Below are 25,518 nucleotides of genomic sequence, written 5' to 3'. Positions count from 1 at the left end.
CCGCATCCTGCTCAAGTTATTGATCCGATGGCCTTTTTCCCCAACGGCCACGAAGCGCGCCAACACAGCGCGCATTGGCGTCGCCATGCCCATTTCGTCCGCGCGACCCAGCACGGGGGATAATGCCGGGCGCGGGCCGCTGGCCCTCCCACCCTTGGAGTCCAACACGATGTTCTGTAAGTCCTCTCTCCTGCGTGCGCTCGGTGCGTGTGCCGTGCTCGCCACCTCGCTGCCGACCTTCGCGCAGGCGCTGCCTACTCCGGCTGCCCCGGCCAGCGCCGCCAGTTCCACTGGAGCAGGCGCGGGTGCGTCCTCTGGCTTGCCGGCCGGCGCGATGGCCGTGGTCAACGGCGTGCAGATTCCGCAAAGCGCGCTCGATTCGGCAGTGCAGACCGTCATCAGCCGCAACCAGGACGCAACCGATACGCCCGAGTTGCGCAAGGCGCTCAAGCAGCAGTTGATCGTGCGTGAAGTGATGCGTCAGCAAGCCGTCAAGGCGCATTACGACCAGCGCCCTGAAGTCGTCCAGGCCAATGACGCCGCCAAGACCGACATCGAGATCCGCGCATGGATGCAGGACAACGTGCATGTGCCCGCGCCCACTGAACGTGAAATCCGCGCGCGCTATGACAGCACCAACATCGAACTCGGCAAGTTCGAATTCAAGCCGCAGGTGATCGTGGTGGCCGACCAGAAGCTCGCTCAGGACGTGATCGCAAAGGCAAAGGCGGGCCAGCCGTTCGACGCGCTGGCGCGCGACTACAGCATGGTGCCGTCGAAGGCGAATGGCGGCGAAATGCCGTGGGTCAGCTTCAAGACGCCGGTCAAGGAAGGGCAGACGCACGGCGTGCCGGCTGATTTCGCGCGCGCGCTGGCGCAACTGAAGGTGGGCGGCGTGGCGCCGCAGCCGGTGCGCTCGAATCAGGCCTGGGTGGTGGTCAAGCTCCAGGACAAGCGCGCGATGAAGGTGCAGCCGTTCAACGAGGTTAAGGACGAAATCCGCCGCGAGCTGACCGCCGAGGCGATGGACGCGGGCGCAGCAAAGCTCGTCAAATCGTTGGTGCAGAGCGCGACCATCGTTCAGTAACGAGCGCGAGTCGCTAGCTGGGCGCCTGAATGTCGCTCAGGCGCCCATGCTGGATTACCGCTCGCCGCGCAGCTTGAACACGCTGACGAGCTGCGCGAGCGTGGCGGCCTGCTCCGACAGCGCCGCCGCGGCGCGCTCGGCGTCGCCCACGAGGATGGCGTTTTGCTGCGTCGCCTCGCCGATCTGCGAAACGGCGATGTTCACCTGCTCGATGCCGCCCGATTGTTCACGCGACGCCACGCTGATCTCCGCGATGATCGAGCGCACTTCCTCCACGCGCGTGACGATGTCGCGCATCGTCGTGCTCGCTTCGCCCGCGATGCGATACCCCGTGTCGACCGTCTGCGACGATTCCGCAATCAGCACCGCGATCTCACGCGCCGCCGCCGCGCTGCGTTGTGCCAACGCGCGCACTTCGCTCGCCACCACCGCAAAGCCCTTGCCGTGCTCGCCGGCGCGCGCCGCTTCCACCGCTGCGTTGAGCGCGAGGATATTGGTCTGGAACGCGATACCGTCGATCACGCTGGTGATGTCGGTGATCTTCTGCGAGGCGCGGCTGATGTCCTGCATCGTCGCGACCACGCGTTCGACCGCGCGGCCGCCATCGAGCGCCGCATCGGCGGCGCCCGTCACCACGGCATTGGCGCGCTGCGCGTGATCGGCGTTCTGCTGCACCGTCGAGGTGATTTCCTCCATGCTCGCCGCCGTTTCTTCGAGGCTGCTCGCCTGGCTCGCGATACGCTCGGCGATCTCGCCGCTGCTGGCGGCGATGCGTCCGGTGTCGTCGCTCATCTGCGCGCTCGCGCCGCGCACTTGCGCCACGATCTGCGCAAGACCCACGCCGATGCCGTCGATGGCCTGCGTGAGGCGGCCGATTTCGTCGGCGCTCTGCGCGGCCGGAGACGCGCCCGCTGCGCCCGATGCGCCCGAAGCCCCGGAGAGCGCATCGAGAGCACCGTGCGAGGCATTCGCGTCGTGCGCCGCGCCGATCCGCACCGTCAGGTCGCCCGCCGCCAGGCGTCCCGCGGCTTGCGCGGCGGCGTCGAGCGGCCGACTCACCATGCGCCGCGCGGCGTAGATCGACAGCGCCGCGAACAGCACCACGAGCGCGAAGCCGATCGTCAGGAAACGGTTACGCGTGGCGTTCACCTCGGCCATGATTTCGTCGCGCGGCACCACGCCGCCCACGATCCACTGCCATTGCGGCGCGCTCACGAAGGAGACGAGCTTCGCGCGCGGGTCGTGCTCGCCGAGCGTGGCGTCGGCGCTGGTGTAGTCGAAGGTGCCGTCGTGCGCGTCCAGCATGCGCGAGTACGGCGCGTTGGCATCGTCGAAATGCTTGCCCGCTGCCGCCGGATGCACGAGGAAGGTGCCGCGCGCCGGGCCGCCGGATGCGTCCATCACGAAGTAGTAGCCGGTGTCGCCGAGCTTGAGCTTGCCGATCTCGGCCTTGATCGCCTCGATCTGGCGGTCCACGTCCACGCCAACGAAGAGCGCGCCGATCACCTTGCCGCTTGCATCGGTGATGGGTTTGTATTCGGTGATGTACTGCTTGCCGAACAGCTGCGCGAGGCCTGCGTAGCTGCGCCCGCCCATGATCGGCTCGTAGGCCGGGCCCTTGCGGTCGAGCAGCGTGCCGATCGCGCGCGAGCCATCCTGCTTCTTGAGCGAGGTCGTCACGCGCACGAAGTCGTCGCCGCTGCGCGCGAACACCGTCGCGATCGCGCCGCTGCGCGAAAGGAACTGATCGGGAATCGAAAAATCGAGGTTCAGCACGTGATCGCCCACCTTGAAGGTCGGCGTGGCCTTGCCGCCGATATCGACCGTCTGCGTCGGATCGAGCACGAAGTCGCCGGGCAGGAAGCTCGCGAAAAGCGTCATCGCGCGGTCGACTTCGGCGTCGAGCGCGCTGTCGATCAGCGAGATCGTCGAGGCAACCGAGCTGTCCTTTTCGGCGATGCGCGCGCGCACCTGCTCGCCAACCTGGGTGGAGGCGCCATGGGTGAGAGCCAGGGTGAAGGCGATAAAGATCGCCGCGACGATCACGCAGGAGAGCAGCGCGAGGCGCACACCAACACTGGTGCGTCGCAGGACGAAAGAAATCATGGAAGCGGTTCCTGAAAAAGCGATGCTGGGAACTGGCGCTTTCGAAGCGCTGGCATACGGATTACGGCCAGCTTTTGCGATCCTTGAGGGTCGCGACGCAAAAAGCGCGAACGTTTGCGCCGCTATAGAGGAATGCGTCTATGTGGGGCGCGAACGCAAGACGCCAGAGCGCGAGGGTTTGCACCGGATGCGCGGTGGAAGAGCGCTATAACCAGCGAGATATTTCGTACGCTGAAATAATGAATTGTTGCGTGCGCAATCGTCCGGGAATGGGGCCAGGCGCGGCCTGTTCGAAGCCGCGCCTTGAGAGATCGCCTCAGCGACGCTCGCGCCAGCTGCGCAGGAGCAGCGCGTTGGTCACCACGCTCACGCTCGAAAACGCCATGGCGGCGCCCGCGAGCATAGGGTTGAGCAGGCCGAAAGCGGCGAGCGGAATGCCGATCAGGTTGTAGACGAAAGCCCAGAACAGGTTCTGCTGGATCTTGCGCCACGTGCGTCGCGAGATGTCGATGGCGGCGGCCACCAGCGCCGGATCGCCGCGCATCAGCGTAATGCCGGCGGCGTGCATGGCGACGTCGGTGCCGGTGGCCATGGCAATGCCGATATCGGCGGCGGCGAGCGCCGGTGCGTCGTTGATGCCGTCGCCGGCCATCGCGACGATCGCACCGGTGCGGATCTTCAGGTCGCGCACCGTGCGCGCCTTGTCGTCGGGCAGCACCTGGGCATGCACTTCGTCGATGCCGAGCTGCTTTGCCACGGTTTGCGCACTGCCTGCGTTGTCGCCGGTCACGAGCACGCTGCGGATGCCCATCGCCGTCAGGCGCGCGATGGCGTCGCGTGCGGTCGGCTTGATGGTGTCGCCGAAAGCGAGCAGGGCGAGCACGGTTGGCGCTTGCATGTCGATCAGCCACGAGACCGTGTTGCCTTGCGCTTCGAGCGCTTTCGCGCGGTCGTCGAGCGCAGGCGCAATCGCGAGTTCGAGTTCGTCGATCCAGCGCGTGCTGCCGATCGCGAGGCGGCGACCATCGACAACGGCTTCCACGCCGCGCCCAGGCACTGCGCGCGCGTTGGCGGCCGCAGGGAGCGCCGCGCCCAGCGCCTGCGCCGTGAAAGCACCGACGACCGCTTTCGCAAGCGGGTGATCGCTGTGCTGCTGGACGGCCGCCGCGAGCGCAAGCGCATCGGCGTGCGCGACGCCATCCGCCGTTTCGAATGCTGCAAGCGAAGGCCGGCCGAGCGTCAGCGTGCCGGTTTTGTCGAAGGCGACCACGCCGACGTCGTGTGCGGTTTCAAGTGCTTCGGCATCCTTGATAAGTACGCCGTGGCGCGCCGCGACGCCCGTTCCCGCCATGATCGCGGCAGGCGTGGCAAGCCCCAGCGCACAAGGGCAGGCAATCACCAGCACGGCCACAGCGTTGAGAATGGCCGTTTCGGCAGAGGCGCCCGCGAGCAGCCAGCCGCCCAGCGTGAGCGCGGCGATCACGAGGATGGCCGGGACGAACACGGCGCTCACGCGATCGACCAGACGCTGGATCGGCGCTTTTTCCGCCTGGGCGTTTTCGACCAGACGGATGATGCGCGCGAGCGTCGTTTCCGCGCCGATGGCGCTCGTGCGCACGGCCAGCAGCCCTTCGCCGTTGATCGAACCGGCGGTGACGCTGTCGTCAGGCGACTTCGGTACGGGCAGGCTTTCGCCTGTGATCAGCGATTCATCGATATGGCTGCGGCCTTCGAGCACGACGCCGTCGATTGGCAGGCGCTCGCCGGGCCGCACGATGACGATCGCGCCGACGCGCACCTGGGCGAGCGGCACCTCGCGCTCCACGCCGTGTTCGCGAATGCGCGCGCGCTCGGGGCGCAGCGCGTTGAGCGCGCGGATCGCGTCGGTGGTCTGACGCTTCGCGCGCGCTTCGAGCCATTTGCCGAAGCGCACCAGCGTGATGACGACCGCCGAGGCTTCGAAGTACAGATGCGCGGTCTGGCCAGGATGCGCGAGCATCGCGTAGACGCTCACGCCCCAGGCCGCCGACGTGCCCAGTGCGACCAGCAGATCCATATTGCCGGCGAACGCGCGCACGGCTTTCCAGGCGGCGCGGTAGAAGCGCGCGCCGAAGCCGAACTGCACGATCGAGGCGAGCACGAACTGCGCGGCCGCCGGCAGCATCCAGTGCAGGCCGAGCCAGTGGCCGAACATCGGCACGACCAGCGGCACGGTGAGCACGCCCGAGATCAGCACGGCGCGCAGTTCGCGGCGCGCGGCGCTTTCGGCGAGCGCCGCGCGCGAGGGCGGGGCTTCTGCGCCGGACGAGGGCTCGGCGGCCGCGGGCGGGTGCTTTTCGATGGGCGTGGCTTCGTAGCCGGCCTTGTGCACGGCGGCCACGAGGCGCTCGCGCATGGCGTCGTCGAGCGGCGCGTTCAGGCGCACCGAGGCTTCCTCGGTGGCCAGATTGACGCTGGCGCTGGTCACGCCCGGCACGCGCGCGAGCACTTTTTCGACGCGATTCGAGCACGCGGAGCAGGTCATGCCGCCGATGGCGAAGCTGGCGCTGCCGTTCTCGACGGCGCTGGGTTCGGGAGCCGCTACGGGCGTGGCTTCATAGCCTGCTTTCTCGACGGCGGCCACGAGTTGCTGGCTCAAGGCGCTGACACCGTGCGGATCAACGGTGGTTTCGACGGTGGCGCGTTCAGTGGCGAGATTGACGCTGGCGCGCGTGACGCCCGGCACCTTCGCCAGCGCCCTTTCCACGCGCATCGCGCACGACGCGCAGGTCATGCCGCCGATGTCGAGTTGCGTCTGCCCGGGTTTTTCGGCGCTCGCGACGAGAAGGGGTTCGTTCATGATGTTCAAACGCAAAGGCGATCTGATTCGATGTGAAGCAGTATCTACGTTCCCATGATGGGAAGGTCAAGAGGCGTATGTTCTGTCCCCTTGATATCGCCTGTTTTGAACGCTGCGATCATGCGTCGCTTGCGTAACTCAGCGTTTCGCCCCTCACACTTTTCTTGGGCCAAAGCCGACGATACGATACCATCCGGCGGCATTGGCCCTGCTGCGCGCACCGGACCAACAGCCCTTCGGGGGGCTGGCGCGTGGCGCTTGAGGCCGGTCGACGTCACTTCATGGGCCGCCCGCTTCGTACAGAACCAACAAATGACAACAAAACGTCGCACTATTCCTTTCTTTCGCGCCTGCGCCGCTTTGGCGGGCGTCGCGCTCATCGCCGGATGTGCGTCCACGCCTGAAAGCGTTGCGCCCAAAAGCAACGGCTGGGTCAAGGACGAAGTCTCCGATTCTTACGTGTTCGGCTATCCGCTCGTGCTGATGGACGTGTCGCGCGCGGCCGCTACCGGCAGCGCGCCTGGCCAGGCGGCGCCGAACACGCTGCGCAACGCCCAGTCGCTGCCGCCCGTTGGCGCCTCCAGCCCGCCCGAACCGAATCTCGACACGCTGGTGTCATCCGGCTGGCTCGATCTGGGTAGCGAGCCGGTGCTGATTTCGCTGCCCGACACGCATGGCCGATACATGGATGCGCGCGCGCTCGACATGTGGACCAATGTGCTCTGGTCGACGGCGTCGCAACTGAACGAACATGTGAACGGTCTGAAGGCGCAAACGATTGCGTTCGTGCCCGCTGGCTGGAAGGGCACGCTGCCCGCGCGCGTGAAGCGTATCGACGTGAGCACGCGTTATGCATGGTTCATCGCGCGCATCCAGACGCGCGGCGGCGCGGATCTGAACGCGGTGCGCCGTCTGCAGCGCGGTCTGCGTGTGGCGCCGCTGTCGGCGTGGGACGCCCATGGCAAGCGCGCCGGGCAGGCGGACGCCCAGGCGGGCGCGGGTCTGAGCGGCGATCCGGTCGCGTCGGGCGCGCCGTCGGCGCAGGTTGCGGCGCTCGACGCCAATGGCTTCTTCAGCCGCCTCGCGCTGGCGATGGAAGACAATGCGCCGGTGCCCGACGATCAGCACGCGATCAAGATTCTCGGCGACATCGGCGTGCACGCCGGCGACGCGGCGCAACTGCCCTCGGGCAGCAAGGACATGGCGCTGGTCAATGCGGGTCTGGCCGATGGCCGCATGCGCGTCGCGACGCCGCCGTCGAATCTGCTGGCCGGCAACGGCTGGAGCTGGATCGGCGACGATGCGGGCAACTACGGTCCGGATTACGCGCTGCGCGCCTATGCGGCGTGGGCGTCGCCGGGCCTGCCGACGAGTCGCGACGAAGTGCGCGCGCGCGTCGCGCAGGATGCGGATGGTCACGCGCTCAACGGCGCGAACCGCTATGTGATCCACTTCCCGGCGAAGCAGGTGCCGCCAGTGCGCGGCTTCTGGTCGATCACGGCCTATACGACGGACGGCGCGCTCGACGGCGACGCGCCGGTGCGCATTGCGTTTGGCGATCGCAATGGCGCGCACCGCAACCGCGACGGTTCGATCGACGTGCATGTGAGCGCCGATCGTGCGCGCGGCGGCAGCAACTGGGTGCCCGCGCCGAAGGGCGATTTCCGTCTCGTGCTGCGCATGTACGCACCGAAGCCGCAGGCGACCGACGGCAGCTGGCAGCCGCCCGCAATCGAGCGTCAGTAATGCGTCAATAAGGTGTCAGCGGAGCGGCGCGCACGCCGCTCCTCGAACCTCGTGAAGCGGCGGCCACGCCGCTTTTTTCTTTGCGCGCTGCGTTCTGCGTCGTGTGCTTTCGTGCCCCAACACGCTTGCGCCACCCGGCGTTTTACAGCCGCGCAAGGCGGCATCGGGCCTATACTTCCCGCTTGTCGGGCCAGTCCGTCTGCCGAATGCCGCCTGCCGTTGCCCGTTGTTGCGGGGGCTGCCTGTTCGGCCGGGCGCGGCCCAAGCCGTTTCACCATCCGCGGTGCGCCTGTCGCCGCGTCATTGGCCAGCAAGCATGGCAAGTCTCAACAAAGCATCGCTGACAACCTCCCTGCAATCGGTGCGCGCCGTCGCCCGCGCACCGCGTACCCGCCGCATCTTCACGGGGCTGGTGATCTTCCTCGTGATCTTCGGGCTGCTTGGTTTCTTCGCCGCGCCGCCGCTGATTCGCCATATCGCCGAGCAGCAATTGGGCCAGCAGCTCGATCGTCCCGTTTCGATCGCGCGCATCGCGCTCAATCCCTACACGCTGCGGCTCGAAGCGGATCGCGTGCATATCGGCGAGCGCGGCGGGCAGGGCGATTTCGTCGATGTCGAACGGCTCGTGGTGAAGCCGTCGTGGTCGTCGATCTTTCGCCTTGCGCCCATCGTCGATGAAGTGCGGCTCGATTCGCCGCGCGTGACGATCGTGCGCATGGATGCGCAGCGCTTCAACTTCTCGGATCTGATCGACAAATTCTCGAAGCCCTCCGAAAAGCCCGGCAGCAAGCCCGCGCAGTTTTCGGTGTCGAACATCCGTGTCGAAAACGGCCAGATCACCTTCGACGATCGACTGCTCAACGAGAAGCATCTGGTCGACCGCTGGACGCTGGGGATTCCGTTCATCGCCACGCTGGCGTCGAAAACCGATATCTTCGTCAAGCCGCTGTTGCGTGCGCGTATCGACGGCGCGAGCACGCTCGCCATCGACGGCAAGACCAAGCCCTTCGCCGCCTCGCGCGAGTCCGAAGTCGAACTTCGTCTGACCGATCTCGACGTGCCCAAACTGCTCACCTATTCGCCGACGAAGCTGCCCGTCACGGTGAAAAGCGGTCTGCTCTCGACCAATCTGAAACTCGATTTCGTGATGACGGGCGAGAAGCCCAGCTTGCGGGTTTCCGGTACGGCCGATCTGAACGATATCGATGCGACCGACAATGCCAATGCGCCGTTGTTCGGCGCGCACGGGCTGCATGTGGCGGCGGCCTCGCTCGAACCGTTTGGCAACGTCTATCGCTTCGACGCGATCCGTCTCGATGCGCCCTCGGTCTGGTTGTCGCGCGACAAGGCAGGCGTGCTGAGCATCGAAAAACTCGTGGGCGCGCCGGCGGCGAAGGCCGAAGCGAAGGGCGAAAATCCAGCAAAGGCGAAGACCGCGAGCGCCCCCGCGCCCGCATCGGGCGAGACTGCCAGAGCCGCTGGACCGGCTGAACCGGCTGAAAAAGCGCCGCCGCTCGATCTCTCGGTTCATCAGCTTGCGATCGCCGGCGGCACGCTGCATGTGCATGACGAAGCCGCGTCGCGGCCCGTCGATAACGAACTCAACAACGTCACCGCGACGCTCACCCACTTCTCGACCACGGCGCAAGCGAGCGCGCCGTACACGCTTGCGCTCGACGACCGTAACGGCGGCACGGTGCAGGTTGCGGGCAACTTCGGCATGGCGGCGAAGCGCGCGGACGCGAAGATCGCCGTGAAGGGATTGCCTTTGCCGGTCTGGCAGCCCTATATCGATAGCGCGACTGCCGCGCAGGTGGTGGACGGCAAGCTCACGCTCGATTCGACCGTGACGGCGGACTGGTCGAAATCGCCCGCCGCAGTGCAGGTGGGCGCGAGCACGCTCGGCCTCGATTCGCTCAAGATCGCCGCGCGCGGTGCAAAGGCGCCCGCGCTGGCGCTTGCCAAAGGCACGGTGCAGGTCAGCAAAATCGACATTGCGGCGCGCACGGCGCAAATCGCATCGGTGGAAGCGAACGGCCTCGCCCTGAATGTCGAGCGCCTGAAGAGCGGCGACATCGATTTGTTGAAGCTGGCGGCGCCTCACGAAGCCGCGCCGCAGCGCACCGCCATTCACGCCGCGCAGAAGTCGGTGCAGGAAGGCCCGGCATGGCACTACAAGATCGATAACGTCAGCGTGAGTGGCGGCTTGGTTAACTTCACGGACAGTACGACGCCGCGTCCGGTCAAGCTCGCGATCACGCCGCTCGACTTCAAGGTCCAGCAGATCAGCGACGACATGCGTCATGCGCTGCCCATCGATCTCAAGGCGACCGTCAACCGCAAGGGCACGCTCGCGCTCAACGGCGATGTGAACCCGGCGCCGCTCAAGGCGCAACTGAAGATCGACGCGAACCGGCTCGACGCTGCCGCCTTCGAGCCGTATTTCGGCAGCCAGCTCAACGCCGTGATTGCAAGCGCGCTGCTCAACATGAAGGGGCAACTGGCGGTGGAGCAGGGCAAGGCGCTCAAGGCCAACTATCGCGGCGACGCGGCGCTGGTGGACGTGCGCATGCTCGACAAGGCGACCTCCGACCCGTTCGCGGGCTGGCGCTCGCTCGCGCTGTCGAACATGAAGGTGAGCTTCGACGACGCGCGCGGCACCGACGTGGACGCGAGCCGCGTGACCTTCGCGGGCTTCTATGGCCGCGTCCTGCTGGACGCGCAAGGCAAGCTCAACCTCAAGGACGTGGTGGCGCATCAAAGCGGCCAGGCCCAATCGCTCACACGCGACACCAGCGCCGCCGAGCGCGGCCGCGAACCGGTGCCGCTCACGCCGCAGGCTGCGAGCGCGCCGGAGATGGCGTCCGCGCCCGTGCCGGCTTCGGTCGCTTCGACGACCGTGACCGCTGCGCAGCCGCCGTCGAAACCGGTGCGCCTGCACTTCGGCCAACTGGTGTTGCAGGCCGGCCGCGTCAATTACACCGACAACTTCATCAAGCCAAACTACACCGCCGACCTCGTGCAGATCCAGGGCACGGTGGGCGCATTCGGCACTGAATCGACCACGCCCGCGCCGGTGGACGTATCGGCGAAGCTCGCGGCGAACGGCCCGATTTCGATCAAGGGCTCGGTGAATCCGCTGATCGCCAAACCGTCGCTCGATCTCACCGCGAGCGCGCACGATATCGAGCTGACCAATCTCACGCCGTATTCAAGCAAGTACGCGGGCTATCCGATCACCAAGGGCAAGCTCAACGTCGATCTGCATTACCAGCTTGCGGATGACCAGCTCTCGGCGAACAACCATATCTTTATCGACCAGCTGACTTTTGGCGATCACGTCGATAACGACACGGCGACCAAACTGCCGGTGCGTCTGGCGATTTCACTGCTCAAGAACCGGCGCGGCGAGATCGACGTGAATATTCCGGTGTCCGGCTCGCTCTCGAATCCGGAGTTCAGCCTGGGCGGATTGATCTGGAAGGCCGTGCTCAACCTGATCGCCAAGGCCGTGACCGCGCCGTTCTCGCTGCTCGCAAATGCATTCGGCGGCGGCGGGCAGGAGCTGGGGTATGTGGAATTCGCCGCGGGCTCGGCGAAACTCACCGACGCCGACGGCACGAAGCTCGACACCATCGCCCGGGCGCTGGACGACAAGCCGTCGATCAAGATCGACCTGATCGGCCGCGTCGATCCGGCCGTAGACACGCCAGCCCTGCGCGAGCAATACGTGGATCGTCTGGTGCGTTTGCAGAAGGTCAAGGACACCGTGGGCAACGGTGAAAGCGTGGATACGTCCGAGGTGCAGGTCGATCAGAAGGAATACGAAAAATATCTGACCAGGGCTTATAAATCCGCTGATTTCAAGAAGCCGCACACTATGATCGGTTTCACCAAGTCCTTGCCGGTCGACGACATGAAACAGGCGCTCGCCGAACATGCGCCGGTGGACGACGCCGCGCTGCGCAACCTGGCGCAAAAGCGCGCGCAGGCGGTGCAGCAGTATTTCGAAGGCAAGGTGGACCCGAGCCGCGTGTTCGTGGTCGCGCCCAGACTCGATGCCAAGGGTATCGACGACAAGGGTGCGACGACGCGGGTGGATTTCGGCTTGAAGTGATCTCGCCGATCTGGCGATCAAGTAATGGCGAACGAGGCGCGTGGCGTGGCTGCGCGCCTCGTTCTGTTTTATGCCGCGAGAATCGACGGTACGCGTCGTTTGACCCACTGCGTCGCCTGATCGTAGGCGTGCGCGATCTGCAGCACCGATAGATCGGCCTGCGGCTTGCCGATCACCTGCAGGCCCATCGGCAAGCCTTGCACATTGAAGCCCGCCGGGACGCTGATCACCGGCAAGCCAGCCAGACTCGCGCCGATCACCACTTCCATCCAGCGGTGATAAGTGTCCATCTCACGGCCCGCGACCGAGCTGGGCCAATGCAGCTTCGCATCGAACGGGAAGAGCTGCGCACTTGGCAACGCCAGATAGTCGTAGTGCTCGAACAGCGCGAGCAGCGCGTTGTACCACTGACTGCGCGCCACCGACGCGTTCCACACGTCCTCGCCCGAGAGCGCCAATCCGCCTTCCACTTCCCATTGCGCCTCCGGCTTGAGCAGCGCCCGCTTCGCGGGATCACGATAGAGCGCGCCCAGCGAGCCAGCCACGGAAAAATGACGCAGCGTGCGCCAGCAGTCCCAGAGCTTTTCCAGCGGATAGTCGGTGCGGGCGGCCTCGACCGTGCAGCCGATCGCGCCGAAATCTTCGAGCGCCGTTTCGCACAGTGCGAGCACGCCGTCTTCCATCGCCAGATAGCCGTTGTAATCGCCGAGCCAGCCGATGCGCGCACCGCCGAAGTCGCGCGCCAGCGGCTGGGCGAACTGCGCCGCGTCTTGCGCGATGGAGAGCGGTGCGCGCGCATCGTAGCCGGCTTGCGTGGACAGCAGCATGGCGAGGTCGGGGACGCTGCGGCCCATCGGACCGGCGCAGCCGAGCTGGTTGTAGTAGAGATCGACGGCGGGCACCGACGGCACGCGTCCCTGCGAGGGACGGAAGCCGAACACGTTGTTCCAGCCAGCGGGGTTGCGCAGCGAACCCATCATGTCGCTGCCGTCGGCCACCGGCAGCATGCGCAGCGCGAGCGCCACGGCCGTGCCGCCGCTGCTGCCGCCCGCGCTGCGCGTGGCGTCATAGGCGTTGAGCGTGGCGCCGAACACCGTGTTGTAGGTGTTCGAGCCAAGCCCGAATTCCGGCGAGTTGGTCTTGCCGATAAAGATCGCGCCCTGCGCGCGCATTCGGGCGGCTACCAGCGCATCGGCCTTCGGCACTTCGTCGCGGAAGATCGGCGAACCTTGCGTCGAGGCAATGCCCGCGGTGGCGGTGAGATCCTTCGGCGCCTGCGGAATGCCGTGCAGCCAGCCCAGATACTCGCCGCGCGCGAGCTGCGCGTCGCGCTCGCCGGCTTCCATGAGGAGCACCGCGCGATCGCGCAGCGACACGATCGCGTTGGCCGGCGTATTCACGCGCGCGATGTGATCGAGGAAGGCGGTCATGACTTCGCGGCACGAGACACGGCGCAGGCGAATCCACTGCGACAGATCGAGGGCGTCGGCGGCGACGATGTCCTGGGGGGTGGCGGGCGATGCCTGATTCATGCGTGACTCTCGTGGGCGATGGATTTAACGATGGGTTGCGGATGGAACAGGGGGCGCTTTATTGTCGCGCGTCAAACTCGCGAGCGAAAGGTAACGGCTGGTTGCCGCGTGAAGCGGCGGTTGCCGCCAGGGGATGACGGCTGATTGGCGGGTTGTCGCCCGGTTTGCGGGTTAACCCGCCTGACAATCGGCTGGAAGCGTTTCAGATTTTTCCTATCCAAAAAGGGGAGTGCGTCGTTCAGGCTGTAGTTTTCGCGCCGAAAGGTGCTTCGCATTCACGCCTCCGAAAACATGGAACAAAAAATGAAGCGCATCGTGGTTATCGACGATCACCCGATCGTCCTCAAGATGCTCGCCAACGTCCTGCATACCGAATATCAACTCGTGGGCGAATGCGGTGACGGTGAGGAAGGCTTGCGTCTCGTCCACGCCTTGCAGCCGGATCTCGTGATTCTCGATCTCGAACTGCCGAAGCTCGATGGCCTTTCGGTCATTCGCGGCATTCGCACGAAGCAGACCGGCACGCGCGTTCTGGTGCTGTCCGCGAAACCCGAGCAGGTCATGGCCAATCACACGCGCATCGCGGGCGCGAACGGGTACGTGAGCAAGAGCCGTGGCGTGGAAGAACTGTGCAGCGTGGTGAAGGCGGTGCTGCTGGGCTACGACTGCTTCCCGGCGGGCAGTTGCGGCGGCGGGCGCGATGTGGCGCTTAACGGGCTGTCGCCGCGCGAGGTCGAAGTGCTGCAGTATCTCGCGCGCGGCATGAGCAACAAGGGCGTGGCTGCGCGTCTGGGTCTGTCCGACAAGACCGTGAGCACCTACAAGACGCGTGTGCTCGACAAGCTGGGAGTATCGTCGCTGGCGGCGCTGATCGAATTCGCTACGTTGAACAAGCTCATCGACTGATCGTTGTGCGTGATTCGCCTGGTTCGGTGATATGTGCGATGAACCAGAAAAAAGCCCCAACCAATGGTGGTCGGGGCAATGAGAATACACCGTGCGCTCCGGGGAACGAAACGCCCAACTACGTTACCGTCACCGCGCGAGCGAAGCAACGCCGGACCATTACCCTGCATTACCGCGGATGTGCGTTCAGCATAGGTCCGGCCTTGGCCGATGTTCGCCAGAAAGCGATTATTCGGTCATGGTGCGGCAGGGTGAGTGCATTATTCACGGGCTATCGGCCTGAAAATCAATTCGGATATCGAATCAATTTAATGGGGTTTCGATCAAACGTATTCAAATGTATCGAGTAAGCAAGTGAAATGAGACAGTCCTCAGAAGTTTGCTTACGCGGAGCGCTTCAGATTGCGAAATGCACCGAGGCCGGTTGCTTGCGCGAACAAGCAACCGGCCTCGGTGGCGTCACACCTGATCGGCTAGCCGATCAATAGCGCGGCGGGGGCGGCGGACGATGGTCGTCGTGCCAGCGCGGGGGACCCGGATCGTGCGGATGGTGGTGCATCCACTCGTCATGTTCCCAGTAGCGGTGGCCGTCCCAGTAACGGTTGTCATGCCAGCCGATCGACAGTTGCACGCCCACCGGCATCATGTGCGCTTCACCGTATCGCGGCGCCGAGTCGGCGCGCAAGCCATACGGCGCGGACTGGGCGAAGGCGCTCGAGGCACCCATTAGCGCGCCGCCTGCCAGTAGAGCAGCGGCGAGAGCGCGTGCCGGGGTCTTCCAGCTCTTCGTATTCATATTCTTTCCTCCTCATCGAAGTCCGTCGTCCGCTTCTTGCAGTGCGCGGTGCGCTGCGTTGCGTTCGACCATGGAACAAAGCTTATCGGGCGGAAGTCCGTGAATACGTGAGCACTTGTAAGCTTTCATTTCGAGCCCACCGACACACGAAATGGGCGAATTAACGTTTAGGCCTTGATGCAAAAAGGATTACAGGCCGTTTCTGAACCTTGCCGTTCGTTTTCAAAGGGTCAGATTGTCAAGAGGCGTTACATTCGACGCCCGGCTGCGCTCAATGCCTCGCAACCGTTGCGCCCACAACATTTCAATAAGGTTTCGATTTAAATTCAAAAACCCTTCATTCGACGGGTTTGCCGGTGTCGCCTGCCTTGGCGACGTCCTTGGCGACGTCGATTGCCGCCTGCGATCCCACTTGCGCACGCAGTTCGTATTTCTGGATCTTGCCCGTTGCGGTGCGCGGCAACTCGCCGAATTTCACGACGCGCGGCACCTTGTAATGGGCCAGCAGAGCCCGGCAATGCGCGATGATTTCCTCCGGCGTGGCGCTTTCTCCTGCGCGCAGTTCGACGAATGCGCAGGGCACTTCGCCCCACTTCGCGTCGGGCATCGCCACCACGGCGGCGAGCGCCACGGCGGGGTGGCGGTACAGCGCGTCCTCGACTTCGATGCTCGAAATGTTCTCGCCGCCCGAGATGATGATGTCCTTGCTGCGGTCCGTGATGCGCACGTAACCGTCGGGCGTCATCACGCCGAGATCGCCGGTATGGAACCAGCCGCCGCGAAACGCGTCGTCGGTGGCGCGCTCGTTCTTCAGATAGCCCTTCATGCAGATGTTGCCGCGGAACATGATTTCGCCGAGCGTTTCGCCGTCGTTGGGCACCGGCTCCATCGTCGTGGGGTTGCGCACGCTGATGCCGCTTTGCAGGTGATAACGCACGCCCTGACGCGCGGCGAGTCGCGCCTGTTCCTCGTCGGGCAGCATCTTCCAGCTTTCCTGCACGGCGCACACCGACGCCGGGCCATAGACCTCGGTGAGTCCATAGACGTGCGTGAGTTCGATGCCGATGGTCTTCATCTTCGCGATTACGGCCGGTGCGGGCGGCGCGCCCGCCACCATGGTGCGCACCGTGTGAGCGATGCCTTCGCGATACGCGGCCGGTGCATCGGCGAGCGCGCCTTGCACGATGGGCGCGCCGCAATAGTGCGTCACGCCTTCGCTGCGTATCAGATCGAATACGAGCTTTGCGTCGAACTTGCGCAGGCAGACGTTCACGCCCGCGCGCGCCGCCACGGTCCACGCGAAGCACCAGCCGTTGCAGTGAAACAGCGGCAGCGTCCAGAGATAGACCGCATGCTTGGGCAGATCCCATTCGAGGATATTGCTCACCGCGTTCAGATAGGCGCCGCGATGGTGATAAACGACGCCCTTCGGATCGCCGGTCGTGCCCGAGGTGTAGTTCAGCGCGATGGCATCCCACTCATTCGCGGGCGGCTGCCAGACGTACTCGGGGTCGCCCTGTTCGAGGAAGGCTTCGTAGTCGGTGGCGCGCGGGAAGTGTTCGGCATCGGCGGGTGCGATATCGGCGACGCTGATGATTTTCAGCTCGGGGAATTCGAGCGCCGCGCGTTGCGCGAGCGCGGCGTATTCCGTATCGACAATCAGCACTTTTGCTTCGCCATGACGCAGCATGAACAGCATCGTCGCGACGTCGAGGCGCGTGTTGAGGGTATTGAGCACCGCGCCGAGCATCGGCACGCCGAAGTGCGCTTCGACCATCGCCGGAACGTTGGGAAGCAGCACGGCGACGGTGTCGCCGCGACCGATGCCCGCGCGTTCGAGCGCGCTCGCGAGGCGCCGCGTGCGCGCGTAGGTCTCGCGCCAGTTGCGGCGCACCTCGCCGTGAACCATCGCGAGGCGCTCGCCGTAGACTTCGGCGGCGCGCGCGATGAAGTCGATGGGCGTGAGCGGCACGTAGTTGGCCTCGCGCTGCGCAAGTCCTTGTTCGAACGGGTTCGGCATGGTGCTGTCTCCTGGCGGGTTTTATCGGCTTATGCTGTGGGCTTGTCTGCTGCCGGTATGATTCGCTCTACCGTAGCAGGACCGTGTACGGGAGTCTGTCGCTGGCGCGACAGAGCCGGTGCGCGGGGCGCTTCTTTGCGAGGTCGGCCGCGATGCAATCCACTGATTCAACCATTATGCCCCCGGAAAAAGACACCGCCGCGCGACTCGCGGCGCTCTTCGAGCGCTGCGCCTGGTATCGCGCTCTCGCGCCCGAACATCGCGCGTGGGTGCTCGAAACCTCGCACGCGCAGTCGTATGCGCCGGGCGCGACGGTGGCCGCGCGCGAAGCGCCGTCGGCGTACTGGCTGGGCGTGAGCAGCGGGCTCGTCAAGCTGGCGATTTTCAATGCGTCGGGGCGCGGCTGCACGTTTTCGGGCGTGCCGCATGGCGGCTGGTTCGGCGAGGGCAGTGTGATCAAACGCGAGCCACGCAAATACGACGTGATTGCGCTGCAGCCCTCGCTCGTGATGGCCGTACCCGCCGATACGTTCCATCGGCTCATGGATAGCAGCCTGCCGTTCAACCGCTTCGTGATCCATCAGCTCAACAACCGCATGGGCGAATTCATCGGCCTGATCCAGAACAGCCGCCTGCTCGATGTCGATGCACGCGTGGCGCAGGCACTCGCGCAGATGTTCAATCCCGATCTCTATCCCGAGACCGGCCACGCGCTGGAGATCTCGCAGGAGGAGATCGGCATGCTGGCGGGCGCGTCGCGCCAGCGCGTCAATCAGGCTTTGCAGACGCTCGAACGCGAAGGTCTTGTCACGCTTTCGTATAACCGCGTGGATGTCGCCGATCTCGACGCGCTGCGGGCCTTCGGGCGCGACCAGATCTGAAGCGCGCGCGCCCGCACGGCATGCCTCGCGCAGAAGTCCTCACCAATCTTCCGCAGACTGGAACAGTCCTCCCCTCGTAGCCCGGTTTTTAGGTGCGCGGGTGCTGCGTAGACTTGTCGCATCGACTCGCCGCTCGCGCGGCAGATCGCCCGCGCAGCGAGTCCGTTCAGACCACAGGAGAGTACGGTGAAGAACGCAATGCTACGCACGGCGCTGGTTTCGATGATCGCGGTGATTCCGGCGATGTCGTTTGCACAATCGAACCACAATGGCCCATTGACGCGTGCGCAGGTGGTGCAGGAGCTGGTCGACCTCGAATCGGTCGGCTACAGCCCGGCGTCGGGCAACGAAGTCAACTATCCCGATGACATCCAGGCCGCCCTGCGCCGCCTGGAAGCGAAGCGCGCCGGCGAAGCGCGCGTCGCGCAACAGCAGCCGCAGAACGATATCGCGCGATCGGGCTATGGCGCACAGCCGGCTCAGACGAGCGAAGCGGGCGGCCCGGCAGCAGCGGCGCGCAGCGCGGAACCGGCGGCCTACAGCCATCATTGAGCCGCACGGTTGATCGGCAGGAGCAGGTTGCAAGCGAAGGCGCCGCATCGATGCGGCGCTTTTTTCATGCGTCGGGCGCAACGCCCATCATTTGCAGCGTGCCTTGCATCACGCCCGAGAACACCGGACCCGCAACGGTGCCGCCATAGAACGAGCCGCCCGCCGGATCGTCGATCATGACGGCGACGATCACACGCGGCGCGCTCATCGGCGCCATGCCGACGAACAGCGCGCGATAGCGGTTCTTCGCATAGCCCGCGCCGATCTGCTTGCGCGCCGTGCCGGTCTTGCCGCCGACGCGATAACCTTCGACGTTCGCCGCGCGGCCCGTGCCGCCTTCACGCGTGGCCGATTCCAGCATGGTGCGCAAAGCGGCCGCAGTAGCGGGCGTGGTGACCGTGCGCGGCTGCGTCGCGGCGGAACCGGGCGCGCCGTCATGCAAGAGCTTCGCGGGGTACATCGTGCCGTCGCCGGCATAAGCCGTGTAGACCTGGGCGATCTGCAGCAGCGAAGCCGACAGCCCATATCCGTAGGCCATGGTCGCCTGCTCGATCGGACGCCAGCGCGCCCACGGCCGCACGCGGCCCGCCGCGGCGCCGGGGAACGTCACTTCGGGCCGCAAGCCAAGGCCATAGTCCTGATACTTGTTCCAGATGGTCTGCGCGGGCAGGTTGAGCGCCATCTTCGCAAGCGCGATATTGCTCGACTTCTGGATCGCCTCGGCCACCGTCATGCGACCGTGGTTGGACGTATCGTGAATCACGGCGGGGCCAATGCGGAAGGTGCCCGGCGTGGTATCGATGATGGTGTTGGCGTTGACCTTGCGCAGATCCATCGAGAGTGCCGCGACCACGGGTTTGATCGTCGATCCAGGCTCGAACGTGTCGATCACGGCGCGGTTGCGTAGCTGACGGCCGGTGAGCCGCGAGCGATTGTTCGGATCGAACGACGGGTAATTGGCGAGCGCGAGAATGTCGCCGTTCTGCGCGTCGAGCACCACGACGCTGCCGGCTTCCGCGTGATTTTTCGCGACGGCGGCCTTGAGCTGCGAATAAGCGAGCTGCTGCACGCGCCGGTCGATGGTGAGCTGGACCGTGTCGCCGTTTCTGGGCTGGACGCGCTCGCTCGGCTCCGAAATCACGCGGCCCAGCCGGTCGCGGATCACTTCGCGTTGCCCCGGCGTGCCGTGCAGGCGTTTATCCGCGGCCAGCTCGACGCCTTCCTGGCCTTTATCCTCGACATCGGTAAAGCCCACCACGTGCGCGGCGGATTCGCCCTCGGGATAGAAGCGCTTCGAATCGGCGATCAGCGTGATGCCGCCGGTGGCCATCTCGTCTATATGGGCGGCGGTTTCGGCGTCCACCTGGCGCTTGAGCAGCACGAACGAGCGCTCGGCCGGCAGACGGCGGCGCAGCTCGGAGACGGGCATGTCGAGCAGCTTCGCGAGCGGCCCGTGCGCGGCTTCGTCGAGCAGCTTCGGATTGGCCCAGATTTCGAAGGTTTCCAGGCTCACCGCGAGCAACGCGCCGTTGCGGTCGACGATGCGACCGCGCATGGCGTCGAGTTCGAGCGTGCGCTGATAGCGCTTTTGCCCCTGCTTGACGTAGAACCCGTGATTGACGACCTGGACCCAGAGCGCGCGGCCCGCGAGCGCAGCGAAGGCCGCAAAGGTGATGAACACGACGAGTTTCGAGCGCCACGCGGGCAATTGCGGCGCCAGCATCGGATGCCGGGTCGCGGTGGCGTGCGGATCGCGCGGCGGTTTCCTGGAACGGATCATCGGGGTGGAGCAGGGGGTGGCTAGAATATTATTGTAAACATAGAGTAATTAAAATGAAATTTTAGGTGCGCACCCGACTTATCCCATAAAGCTAAGCGCCACAGCCTCCCCGACCCGTGGCGTCCGCACTCCCTCGCTACATCCGCCTCACCCCATCGCCGGCAGCCTGAAACTCGCGATCGACTCGCGCAGCCCGCTCACCTGATCCTTGAGCGAATGCGCCGCCGCCGCCGCTTGTTCCACCAGTGCCGCGTTCTGCTGCGTCACCTGATCCATCTCGCCCACCGCGCGATTGACCTGCTCGATACCCGCGCTCTGTTCGCGCGAGGCGTTGCTGATCTCTTCGAGAATTTCGTGCACGCGCCGCACCGATTGCACGATTTCGCTCATCGTCGTGCCCGCATGGGTCACGAGTTGCTGACCTTCGGTCACGGTTCCGGTCGACTTTTCGATCAGCGCCTTGATCTCCTTGGCCGCCGCCGCCGAGCGCTGCGCGAGGCTGCGCACTTCCGCCGCGACCACCGCGAAACCGCGCCCCTGTTCGCCCGCGCGCGCCGCTTCCACGGCGGCGTTGAGCGCGAGGATATTGGTCTGGAAGGCAATGCCGTCGATCACGCCGATGATGTCGCCGATCTGCTGCGAGCTGTGCGTTATGTCGCCCATCGTGCGCACCACGTCGTCCACCACGACGCTGCCGCGCGTGGCCACGTCGGCGGCCTGGCTGGCGAGCGTCGCCGCGTGCTCCGCGCTGTCCGCGTTCTGCCGCACGTTGGCCGTCATCTGGTCCATGCTCGACGCGGTCTGTACCAGTGCTGCGGCCTGTTCCTCGGTGCGTTGCGAGAGGTCGGTGTTGCCCGCGGCGATTTCGTTCGCGCCCACGTTGATGTTTTCCGCGCCGCTGCGCACGCGCGCGACCGTCTGCACCAGCGCGGCCTGCATGGTGGCGAGCGCGTGCATCAGGCTTTGCTCGTTGGAGCCGTGCACGTCGACACGCGAAGTGAGATCGCCCTGGGCGATGCGCCGGGCCGTGTCGACCGCGGTTTCCAGTTCGCCGCCGATGCTGCCGCGCACGCTCCTGACCACGAGCGCCATCACCACGGTCGCGACGCCGCCCAGCACGAAGGTCACGAGCAGCCAGCGCAGCAGGCTGCTGTAGAACGTGGCGCTCACATCGTCCATATACATGCCGGTGACGATCACCCAGTCCCACGGCGCGAAGCGATTGCCAAAGCTCAGCTTGGGCACCGGCTCGCTATGGCCGGGCTTGGACCAGAGATAGTCGACGAAGCCGCCGCCGGGCTGGTTGGCCGCCGCCGAAAGCGCCGTGAAAACGTGTTTGCCCGAGGGATCGGCGAAATCGGTGAGCGTCTTGCCGTTCAGTTCGGGCTTGATCGGATGCATCAGCATCACGGCCTGCGAGTTATTGACGCTCAGATAACCGTCCTTGCCGTAGCGGATCGAACCGATCACGGCGAGCGCCTGCTTTTGCGCATCGGCTTCGGGCATGACGTTGTGCTGCGAGAGTCCGTAATAATAGTTGGCGATGCTGGTGGCTTCTTCCACGAGCGTCGTCAGTTGTGTGCGCCGTTCGCGGATCATGCCGTCGCGGCTTTGCCAGGCGCCGAAGGCAACGATCAGGAGCAGGCCGATCCAGAGGATCGCGATCATCGAGCGGAGTTTCTTGTTGAGAGTCATCGTCTGCTTGGTCGGTCAGAGGGGCGTGGGCTTCATGGCGGCTTGAATCTGGCTTCGAAGCCGCTTTAATCCGGCGAATGAGACGCTTCGCCTTCCTGTGTTTACGGCCCGCGCAAACCGCCGCGTGACCTGGGACGAACCCTGTTTCCTCATAGGAAACCGACCCAATCTCCGGGCGTGGGACGGGTTGGAGCACATGCCGCGAAAGTGCACAAAAAGTGGCGGAAAAATCCCTTAAAAGCCACAAATTTCACAGCAACTCCATGATTTGCCACTTCTGGCGGGGATCGACGGCAAGTGCGAATCATTTCCGTTATAGTCGCGGCTTCGGTCCAAAGCCCGTGATGTTTTTGGGCTCGCTTTTTATGAGTCTTTGCATCGATTGCCGCGCTGAATGGCGCTTTACAGGCGGCCAATGCGGCGATGAAAAATCGACTCTCACAGCGGCGAACCTCGGATCTGAATCCGGTTTAACCAACGATGCGACGCACGCGACGCAGCTTGAAAAGCGCGGCGCGACGACGTCCACTGGAGCTAGAAAAATGAACGCACGCGAACCCTCACTGGTTCCCCAAACTGTTTCCACCTCGCGCAGTGCACGCCTGCGTCAGATGCTGTTGAGCAACGAGCTCGAATTCCTGATGGAAGCGCACAACGGCCTGTCGGCGCGAATCGCGCGCGAGGCGGGCTTCAAGGCGATCTGGGGTTCGGGCCTGTCGATTTCGGCGCAGTTCGGCGTGCGGGACAACAACGAAGCCAGCTGGACCCAGGTGGTCGACAACCTCGAATTCATGGCCGACGCCAGCGATCTGCCGATCCTGCTCGACGGCGACACCGGCTACGGCAACTTCAACAACGTGCGCCGCCTCGTGCGCAAGCTCGAACAACGCGGCATCGCCGGCGTCTGTATCGAAGACAAGGTGTTCCCGAAGACCAACAGCTTCATCGGCGGCGAAGCGCAACCGCTCGCCGACATCGACGAATTCTGCGGCAAGATCAAGGCCGGCAAGGACTCGCAGACCGACGAGAACTTCTCGATCGTGGCGCGCGTGGAAGCGCTGATCGCCGGCTGGGGCATGGACGAAGCGCTCAAGCGCGCCGAGGCCTATCGCCAGGCGGGCGCCGACGCGATCCTGATCCACAGCAAGCTCTCGAAAGCCGACGAGATCCTCACGTTCGCGCGCGAATGGGCTGGCCGTGGCCCGCTCGTGATCGTGCCGACCAAGTACTACAGCACGCCGACCGATGTGTTCCGCAAGGCGGGCATCAGCACCATCATCTGGGCGAATCACCAGATCCGCGCGGCGGTTTCGGCGATGCAGGCCGTGACCAAGACGATCTACGAAACGCAGACGCTCGTCGACGTGGAAGACCGCATTGCTACGGTCAACGAAATTTTCCGCCTGCAGGACGCCGACGAATACTCGGAAGCGGAAAACCGCTATCTGTCGACCACGCGTTCGTCGGGTTCGGCGATCGTGCTGGCGGCCAGCCGCGGATCGGGCCTCGACGCCGTCACCGAAGACAAGCCGAAGGTCATGCTGCCGGTCGCGGGCAAGCCGCTGCTGCGCTGGCTGGTCGATGCGTTCAAGAAGGAATCGATCAACGACATCACGGTGGTGGGCGGCTACAAGGCCGAAGCGATCGATACGGCCGGCATCAAGCTCGCGCGCAACGAACGCTATGCACAGACCAACGAACTCGCCTCGCTCGCGTGCGCCGTCAATGCGCTCGATAACGACACGGTGATCTCGTACGGCGATCTGCTGTTCCGCAGCTACATCCTGCGCGACCTGGTGGAAAGCGACGCGGAATTCAGCGTCGTGATCGACTCGTCGCCGGCTTCGGAAAACGCCAGCGTGCGCGACTTCGCATGGTGCTCGGCGGGCGACGATCGCGGTCTGTTCGGCAACAAGGTGTACCTGCAACGCGTGTCGTCGGATGAAGCATCGCAAGCCACTGCGCCGGGCGGTCGCTGGATCGGCCTCACGAGCGTGCGCGGCGCGGGCCGCGACAAGCTCAAGGCCAAGCTCGCACAACTGCAGACGCGCGCCGATTTCGACACGCTCGACATGCCGGCGCTGCTCAACGCGCTGATCGATGACGGCGAGAAGATCGAAGTGCAATTCGTGCGCGGCCACTGGCGCGGCGTGAACGACCTCGAAGATTTCCGTCGCGCGGGTGACTTCGCGCACGCACAATCGCCTATCGGCAGCAATGCGGGTGGCGGCACGGCCAGCGCGAAGCCGGAGGCAAAGGCATGATCGAAGCGGCACAGTTTGTCGAAGCGGCGCGTGAGCGCGGCTTCGAATGGTACGCAGGCGTGCCGTGCTCGTACCTCACGCCGTTCATCAACTACGTGCTGCAGGACGACACCCTGCACTACGTTTCGGCGGCCAATGAAGGCGACGCGGTCGCACTGGTGGCGGGCGTGGCGCTCGCGGGCAAGCGCGGTATCGCCATGATGCAGAACTCGGGTCTGGGCAATGCGGTGAGCCCGCTCACCTCGCTCACCTGGACCTTCCGTCTGCCGCAACTGCTGATCGTGACGTGGCGCGGCCAGCCCGGCGTCGCCGACGAACCGCAGCATGCGCTGATGGGCCCGGTCACGCCGCAGATGCTCGACACGATGGAAATTCCCTGGGAGCTGTTCCCCACGGAAGCCGACCAGATCGCGCCCGCGCTCGAACGCGCCGTGAAGCACATGGACGAAACGGGCCGCCCGTATGCGCTCGTGATGCAGAAGGGCAGCGTGGCGTCGTACGAACTCAAGGGCGGCGGCGCGATGCCCGCGAAGCATGCGCTGCCGGTTGCGCAGTCGAAGTTCACGGGCCGTGGCTACGACGAACTGCCAACGCGCCAGCAGGCGCTCGAACGCGTGATCGCGGCGACGCCCGCGGAATCGACGGTCGTGGTGGCATCGACGGGCTTTTGCGGCCGCGAGCTTTACGCTATCGACGATCGTTCGAACCAGTTGTACATGGTGGGCTCGATGGGCTGCGTGACGTCATTCGCGCTGGGTCTCGCACTCGCGCGCCCTGATCTCAACGTGGTGGCGCTCGACGGCGACGGCGCGGCGCTCATGCGCATGGGCGCGTTCGCGACGCTCGGCGCTTATGGTCCGTCGAACCTCACGCATGTGCTGCTGGACAACGGCGCGCACGATTCGACCGGCGGCCAGGCCACCGTCTCGCAGCAGGTTTCGTTCGCCAACGTGGCGGCGGCGTGCGGTTATGCCGATGCCGTGGAAGGCGACGATCTCGCCACGCTCGACGCCGTCCTGGCCGCCGCGCAGGAACGCGCGACGGGCCCAAGCGGTGTCGCCGGAACTCGCTTCGTAGGCCTGAAGATCAAGCGCGGCACGCCCGATGGCCTGCCGCGTCCGACCATCACGCCGCCCGACGTGAAGACGCGTTTGATGCGCCACATCGGCGCTGCCGCCAATTAAGGAACATTCCGCC

Annotated in this window: 16 protein-coding genes; 9 read left to right on the top strand and 7 right to left on the bottom strand. The window is 65.1% G+C overall.

Going from position 1 to position 25,518, the window contains the following annotated elements:
• Positions 1-169: 169 nt before the first annotated feature.
• Positions 170-1,087 carry a peptidyl-prolyl cis-trans isomerase gene (locus F4827_RS28575; RefSeq protein WP_183730274.1) on the top strand — a complete coding sequence of 306 codons (918 nt, stop codon included), beginning with the start codon at positions 170-172 and terminating at the stop codon, positions 1,085-1,087.
• 54 nt (positions 1,088-1,141) lie between these two features.
• Here the strand turns inward: F4827_RS28575 and F4827_RS28570 are convergent, their stop codons facing one another.
• Positions 1,142-3,193 carry a methyl-accepting chemotaxis protein gene (locus F4827_RS28570; protein WP_183730271.1) on the bottom strand — a complete coding sequence of 684 codons (2,052 nt, stop codon included), beginning with the start codon at positions 3,191-3,193 and terminating at the stop codon, positions 1,142-1,144.
• On the opposite strand from F4827_RS28570, the gene F4827_RS28565 reads away from it, so the two are divergent.
• On the top strand, positions 3,192-3,404 hold the full coding sequence (locus F4827_RS28565; RefSeq protein WP_183730268.1) for a hypothetical protein: 213 nt from the start codon (positions 3,192-3,194) through the stop codon (positions 3,402-3,404). The genes F4827_RS28570 and F4827_RS28565 overlap by 2 nt on opposite strands.
• Before the next feature lie 105 nt (positions 3,405-3,509).
• Here the strand turns inward: F4827_RS28565 and F4827_RS28560 are convergent, their stop codons facing one another.
• The gene (locus F4827_RS28560; RefSeq protein WP_183730265.1) at positions 3,510-6,032 is read right to left on the bottom strand and encodes a heavy metal translocating P-type ATPase; all 2,523 of its coding nucleotides are present in this window, start codon (positions 6,030-6,032) and stop codon (positions 3,510-3,512) included.
• Positions 6,033-6,344: 312 nt separating this feature from the next.
• On the opposite strand from F4827_RS28560, the gene F4827_RS28555 reads away from it, so the two are divergent.
• Both F4827_RS28555 and F4827_RS28550 read left to right on the top strand, forming a co-directional pair.
• Complete coding sequence (locus tag F4827_RS28555) at positions 6,345-7,778, top strand: DUF1254 domain-containing protein (protein WP_183730262.1); 1,434 nt, start codon at positions 6,345-6,347, stop codon at positions 7,776-7,778.
• Positions 7,779-8,094: 316 nt separating this feature from the next.
• Positions 8,095-11,895: a DUF748 domain-containing protein gene (locus F4827_RS28550; RefSeq protein WP_183730259.1), complete on the top strand. Its 3,801-nt coding sequence runs from the start codon at positions 8,095-8,097 to the stop codon at positions 11,893-11,895.
• Positions 11,896-11,963: 68 nt separating this feature from the next.
• Here F4827_RS28550 and F4827_RS28545 read toward each other — a convergent pair whose 3' ends face one another.
• Complete coding sequence (locus F4827_RS28545) at positions 11,964-13,427, bottom strand: amidase (RefSeq protein WP_183730256.1); 1,464 nt, start codon at positions 13,425-13,427, stop codon at positions 11,964-11,966.
• 303 nt (positions 13,428-13,730) lie between these two features.
• Here F4827_RS28545 and F4827_RS28540 point away from each other — a divergent pair, with 303 nt between their 5' ends.
• On the top strand, positions 13,731-14,333 hold the full coding sequence (locus F4827_RS28540; RefSeq protein ID WP_183730253.1) for a response regulator transcription factor: 603 nt from the start codon (positions 13,731-13,733) through the stop codon (positions 14,331-14,333).
• Positions 14,334-14,814: 481 nt separating this feature from the next.
• On the opposite strand, the gene F4827_RS28535 is transcribed toward F4827_RS28540, so the two are convergent.
• Together F4827_RS28535 and F4827_RS28530 are read right to left on the bottom strand one after the other, a co-directional pair.
• Positions 14,815-15,129, bottom strand: a complete 315-nt coding sequence (locus F4827_RS28535) for a hypothetical protein (protein WP_183730250.1) — start codon at positions 15,127-15,129, stop codon at positions 14,815-14,817.
• A gap of 337 nt (positions 15,130-15,466) precedes the next feature.
• Positions 15,467-17,149, bottom strand: a complete 1,683-nt coding sequence (locus F4827_RS28530; protein WP_183730246.1) for an acyl-CoA synthetase — start codon at positions 17,147-17,149, stop codon at positions 15,467-15,469.
• A 176-nt stretch (positions 17,150-17,325) separates the two neighbouring features.
• On the opposite strand from F4827_RS28530, the gene F4827_RS28525 reads away from it, so the two are divergent.
• Together F4827_RS28525 and F4827_RS28520 are read left to right on the top strand one after the other, a co-directional pair.
• Positions 17,326-18,030, top strand: coding sequence for a Crp/Fnr family transcriptional regulator (locus F4827_RS28525; protein ID WP_260175466.1), 705 nt, complete (start codon positions 17,326-17,328; stop codon positions 18,028-18,030).
• A 198-nt stretch (positions 18,031-18,228) separates the two neighbouring features.
• Entirely contained in the window at positions 18,229-18,582 is a 354-nt protein-coding gene (locus F4827_RS28520) for a DUF4148 domain-containing protein (protein WP_183730431.1), read from the top strand.
• A 64-nt stretch (positions 18,583-18,646) separates the two neighbouring features.
• On the opposite strand, the gene F4827_RS28515 is transcribed toward F4827_RS28520, so the two are convergent.
• Together F4827_RS28515 and F4827_RS28510 are read right to left on the bottom strand one after the other, a co-directional pair.
• Entirely contained in the window at positions 18,647-20,362 is a 1,716-nt protein-coding gene (locus F4827_RS28515) for a penicillin-binding protein 2 (RefSeq protein WP_183730239.1), read from the bottom strand.
• A 147-nt stretch (positions 20,363-20,509) separates the two neighbouring features.
• Complete coding sequence (locus F4827_RS28510) at positions 20,510-22,057, bottom strand: methyl-accepting chemotaxis protein (protein WP_183730237.1); 1,548 nt, start codon at positions 22,055-22,057, stop codon at positions 20,510-20,512.
• 542 nt (positions 22,058-22,599) lie between these two features.
• On the opposite strand from F4827_RS28510, the gene aepX reads away from it, so the two are divergent.
• Positions 22,600-24,321: a phosphoenolpyruvate mutase gene (aepX, locus tag F4827_RS28505; protein WP_183730233.1), complete on the top strand. Its 1,722-nt coding sequence runs from the start codon at positions 22,600-22,602 to the stop codon at positions 24,319-24,321.
• Positions 24,318-25,505, top strand: a complete 1,188-nt coding sequence (aepY, locus tag F4827_RS28500) for a phosphonopyruvate decarboxylase (RefSeq protein WP_183730229.1) — start codon at positions 24,318-24,320, stop codon at positions 25,503-25,505. The genes aepX and aepY overlap by 4 nt, the downstream gene beginning before the upstream one ends.
• Positions 25,506-25,518 lie beyond the last annotated feature (13 nt).

This window comes from Paraburkholderia bannensis (assembly GCF_014200455.1).
Classification (GTDB): Bacteria; Pseudomonadota; Gammaproteobacteria; order Burkholderiales; family Burkholderiaceae; genus Paraburkholderia; species Paraburkholderia bannensis_A.
This window is presented reverse-complemented; position numbering and strand designations above follow the sequence as displayed.

What these genes read in the sequence shown, in the direction of transcription:
- F4827_RS28535 (WP_183730250.1), bottom strand. Translation starts at nt 15,129, where the DNA reads ATGAATACGAAGAGCTGGAAGACCCCGGCACGCGCTCTCGCCGCTGCT.
- F4827_RS28575 (WP_183730274.1), top strand. Translation starts at nt 170, where the DNA reads ATGTTCTGTAAGTCCTCTCTCCTGCGTGCGCTCGGTGCGTGTGCCGTG.
- F4827_RS28545 (WP_183730256.1), bottom strand. Translation starts at nt 13,427, where the DNA reads ATGAATCAGGCATCGCCCGCCACCCCCCAGGACATCGTCGCCGCCGAC.
- F4827_RS28565 (WP_183730268.1), top strand. Translation starts at nt 3,192, where the DNA reads ATGGAAGCGGTTCCTGAAAAAGCGATGCTGGGAACTGGCGCTTTCGAA.
- F4827_RS28570 (WP_183730271.1), bottom strand. Translation starts at nt 3,193, where the DNA reads ATGATTTCTTTCGTCCTGCGACGCACCAGTGTTGGTGTGCGCCTCGCG.
- F4827_RS28530 (WP_183730246.1), bottom strand. Translation starts at nt 17,149, where the DNA reads ATGCCGAACCCGTTCGAACAAGGACTTGCGCAGCGCGAGGCCAACTAC.
- F4827_RS28525 (WP_260175466.1), top strand. Translation starts at nt 17,326, where the DNA reads ATGCCCCCGGAAAAAGACACCGCCGCGCGACTCGCGGCGCTCTTCGAG.
- aepY (WP_183730229.1), top strand. Translation starts at nt 24,318, where the DNA reads ATGATCGAAGCGGCACAGTTTGTCGAAGCGGCGCGTGAGCGCGGCTTC.
- F4827_RS28540 (WP_183730253.1), top strand. Translation starts at nt 13,731, where the DNA reads ATGAAGCGCATCGTGGTTATCGACGATCACCCGATCGTCCTCAAGATG.
- F4827_RS28520 (WP_183730431.1), top strand. Translation starts at nt 18,229, where the DNA reads ATGCTACGCACGGCGCTGGTTTCGATGATCGCGGTGATTCCGGCGATG.
- aepX (WP_183730233.1), top strand. Translation starts at nt 22,600, where the DNA reads ATGAACGCACGCGAACCCTCACTGGTTCCCCAAACTGTTTCCACCTCG.
- F4827_RS28515 (WP_183730239.1), bottom strand. Translation starts at nt 20,362, where the DNA reads ATGATCCGTTCCAGGAAACCGCCGCGCGATCCGCACGCCACCGCGACC.
- F4827_RS28560 (WP_183730265.1), bottom strand. Translation starts at nt 6,032, where the DNA reads ATGAACGAACCCCTTCTCGTCGCGAGCGCCGAAAAACCCGGGCAGACG.
- F4827_RS28555 (WP_183730262.1), top strand. Translation starts at nt 6,345, where the DNA reads ATGACAACAAAACGTCGCACTATTCCTTTCTTTCGCGCCTGCGCCGCT.
- F4827_RS28510 (WP_183730237.1), bottom strand. Translation starts at nt 22,057, where the DNA reads ATGACTCTCAACAAGAAACTCCGCTCGATGATCGCGATCCTCTGGATC.
- F4827_RS28550 (WP_183730259.1), top strand. Translation starts at nt 8,095, where the DNA reads ATGGCAAGTCTCAACAAAGCATCGCTGACAACCTCCCTGCAATCGGTG.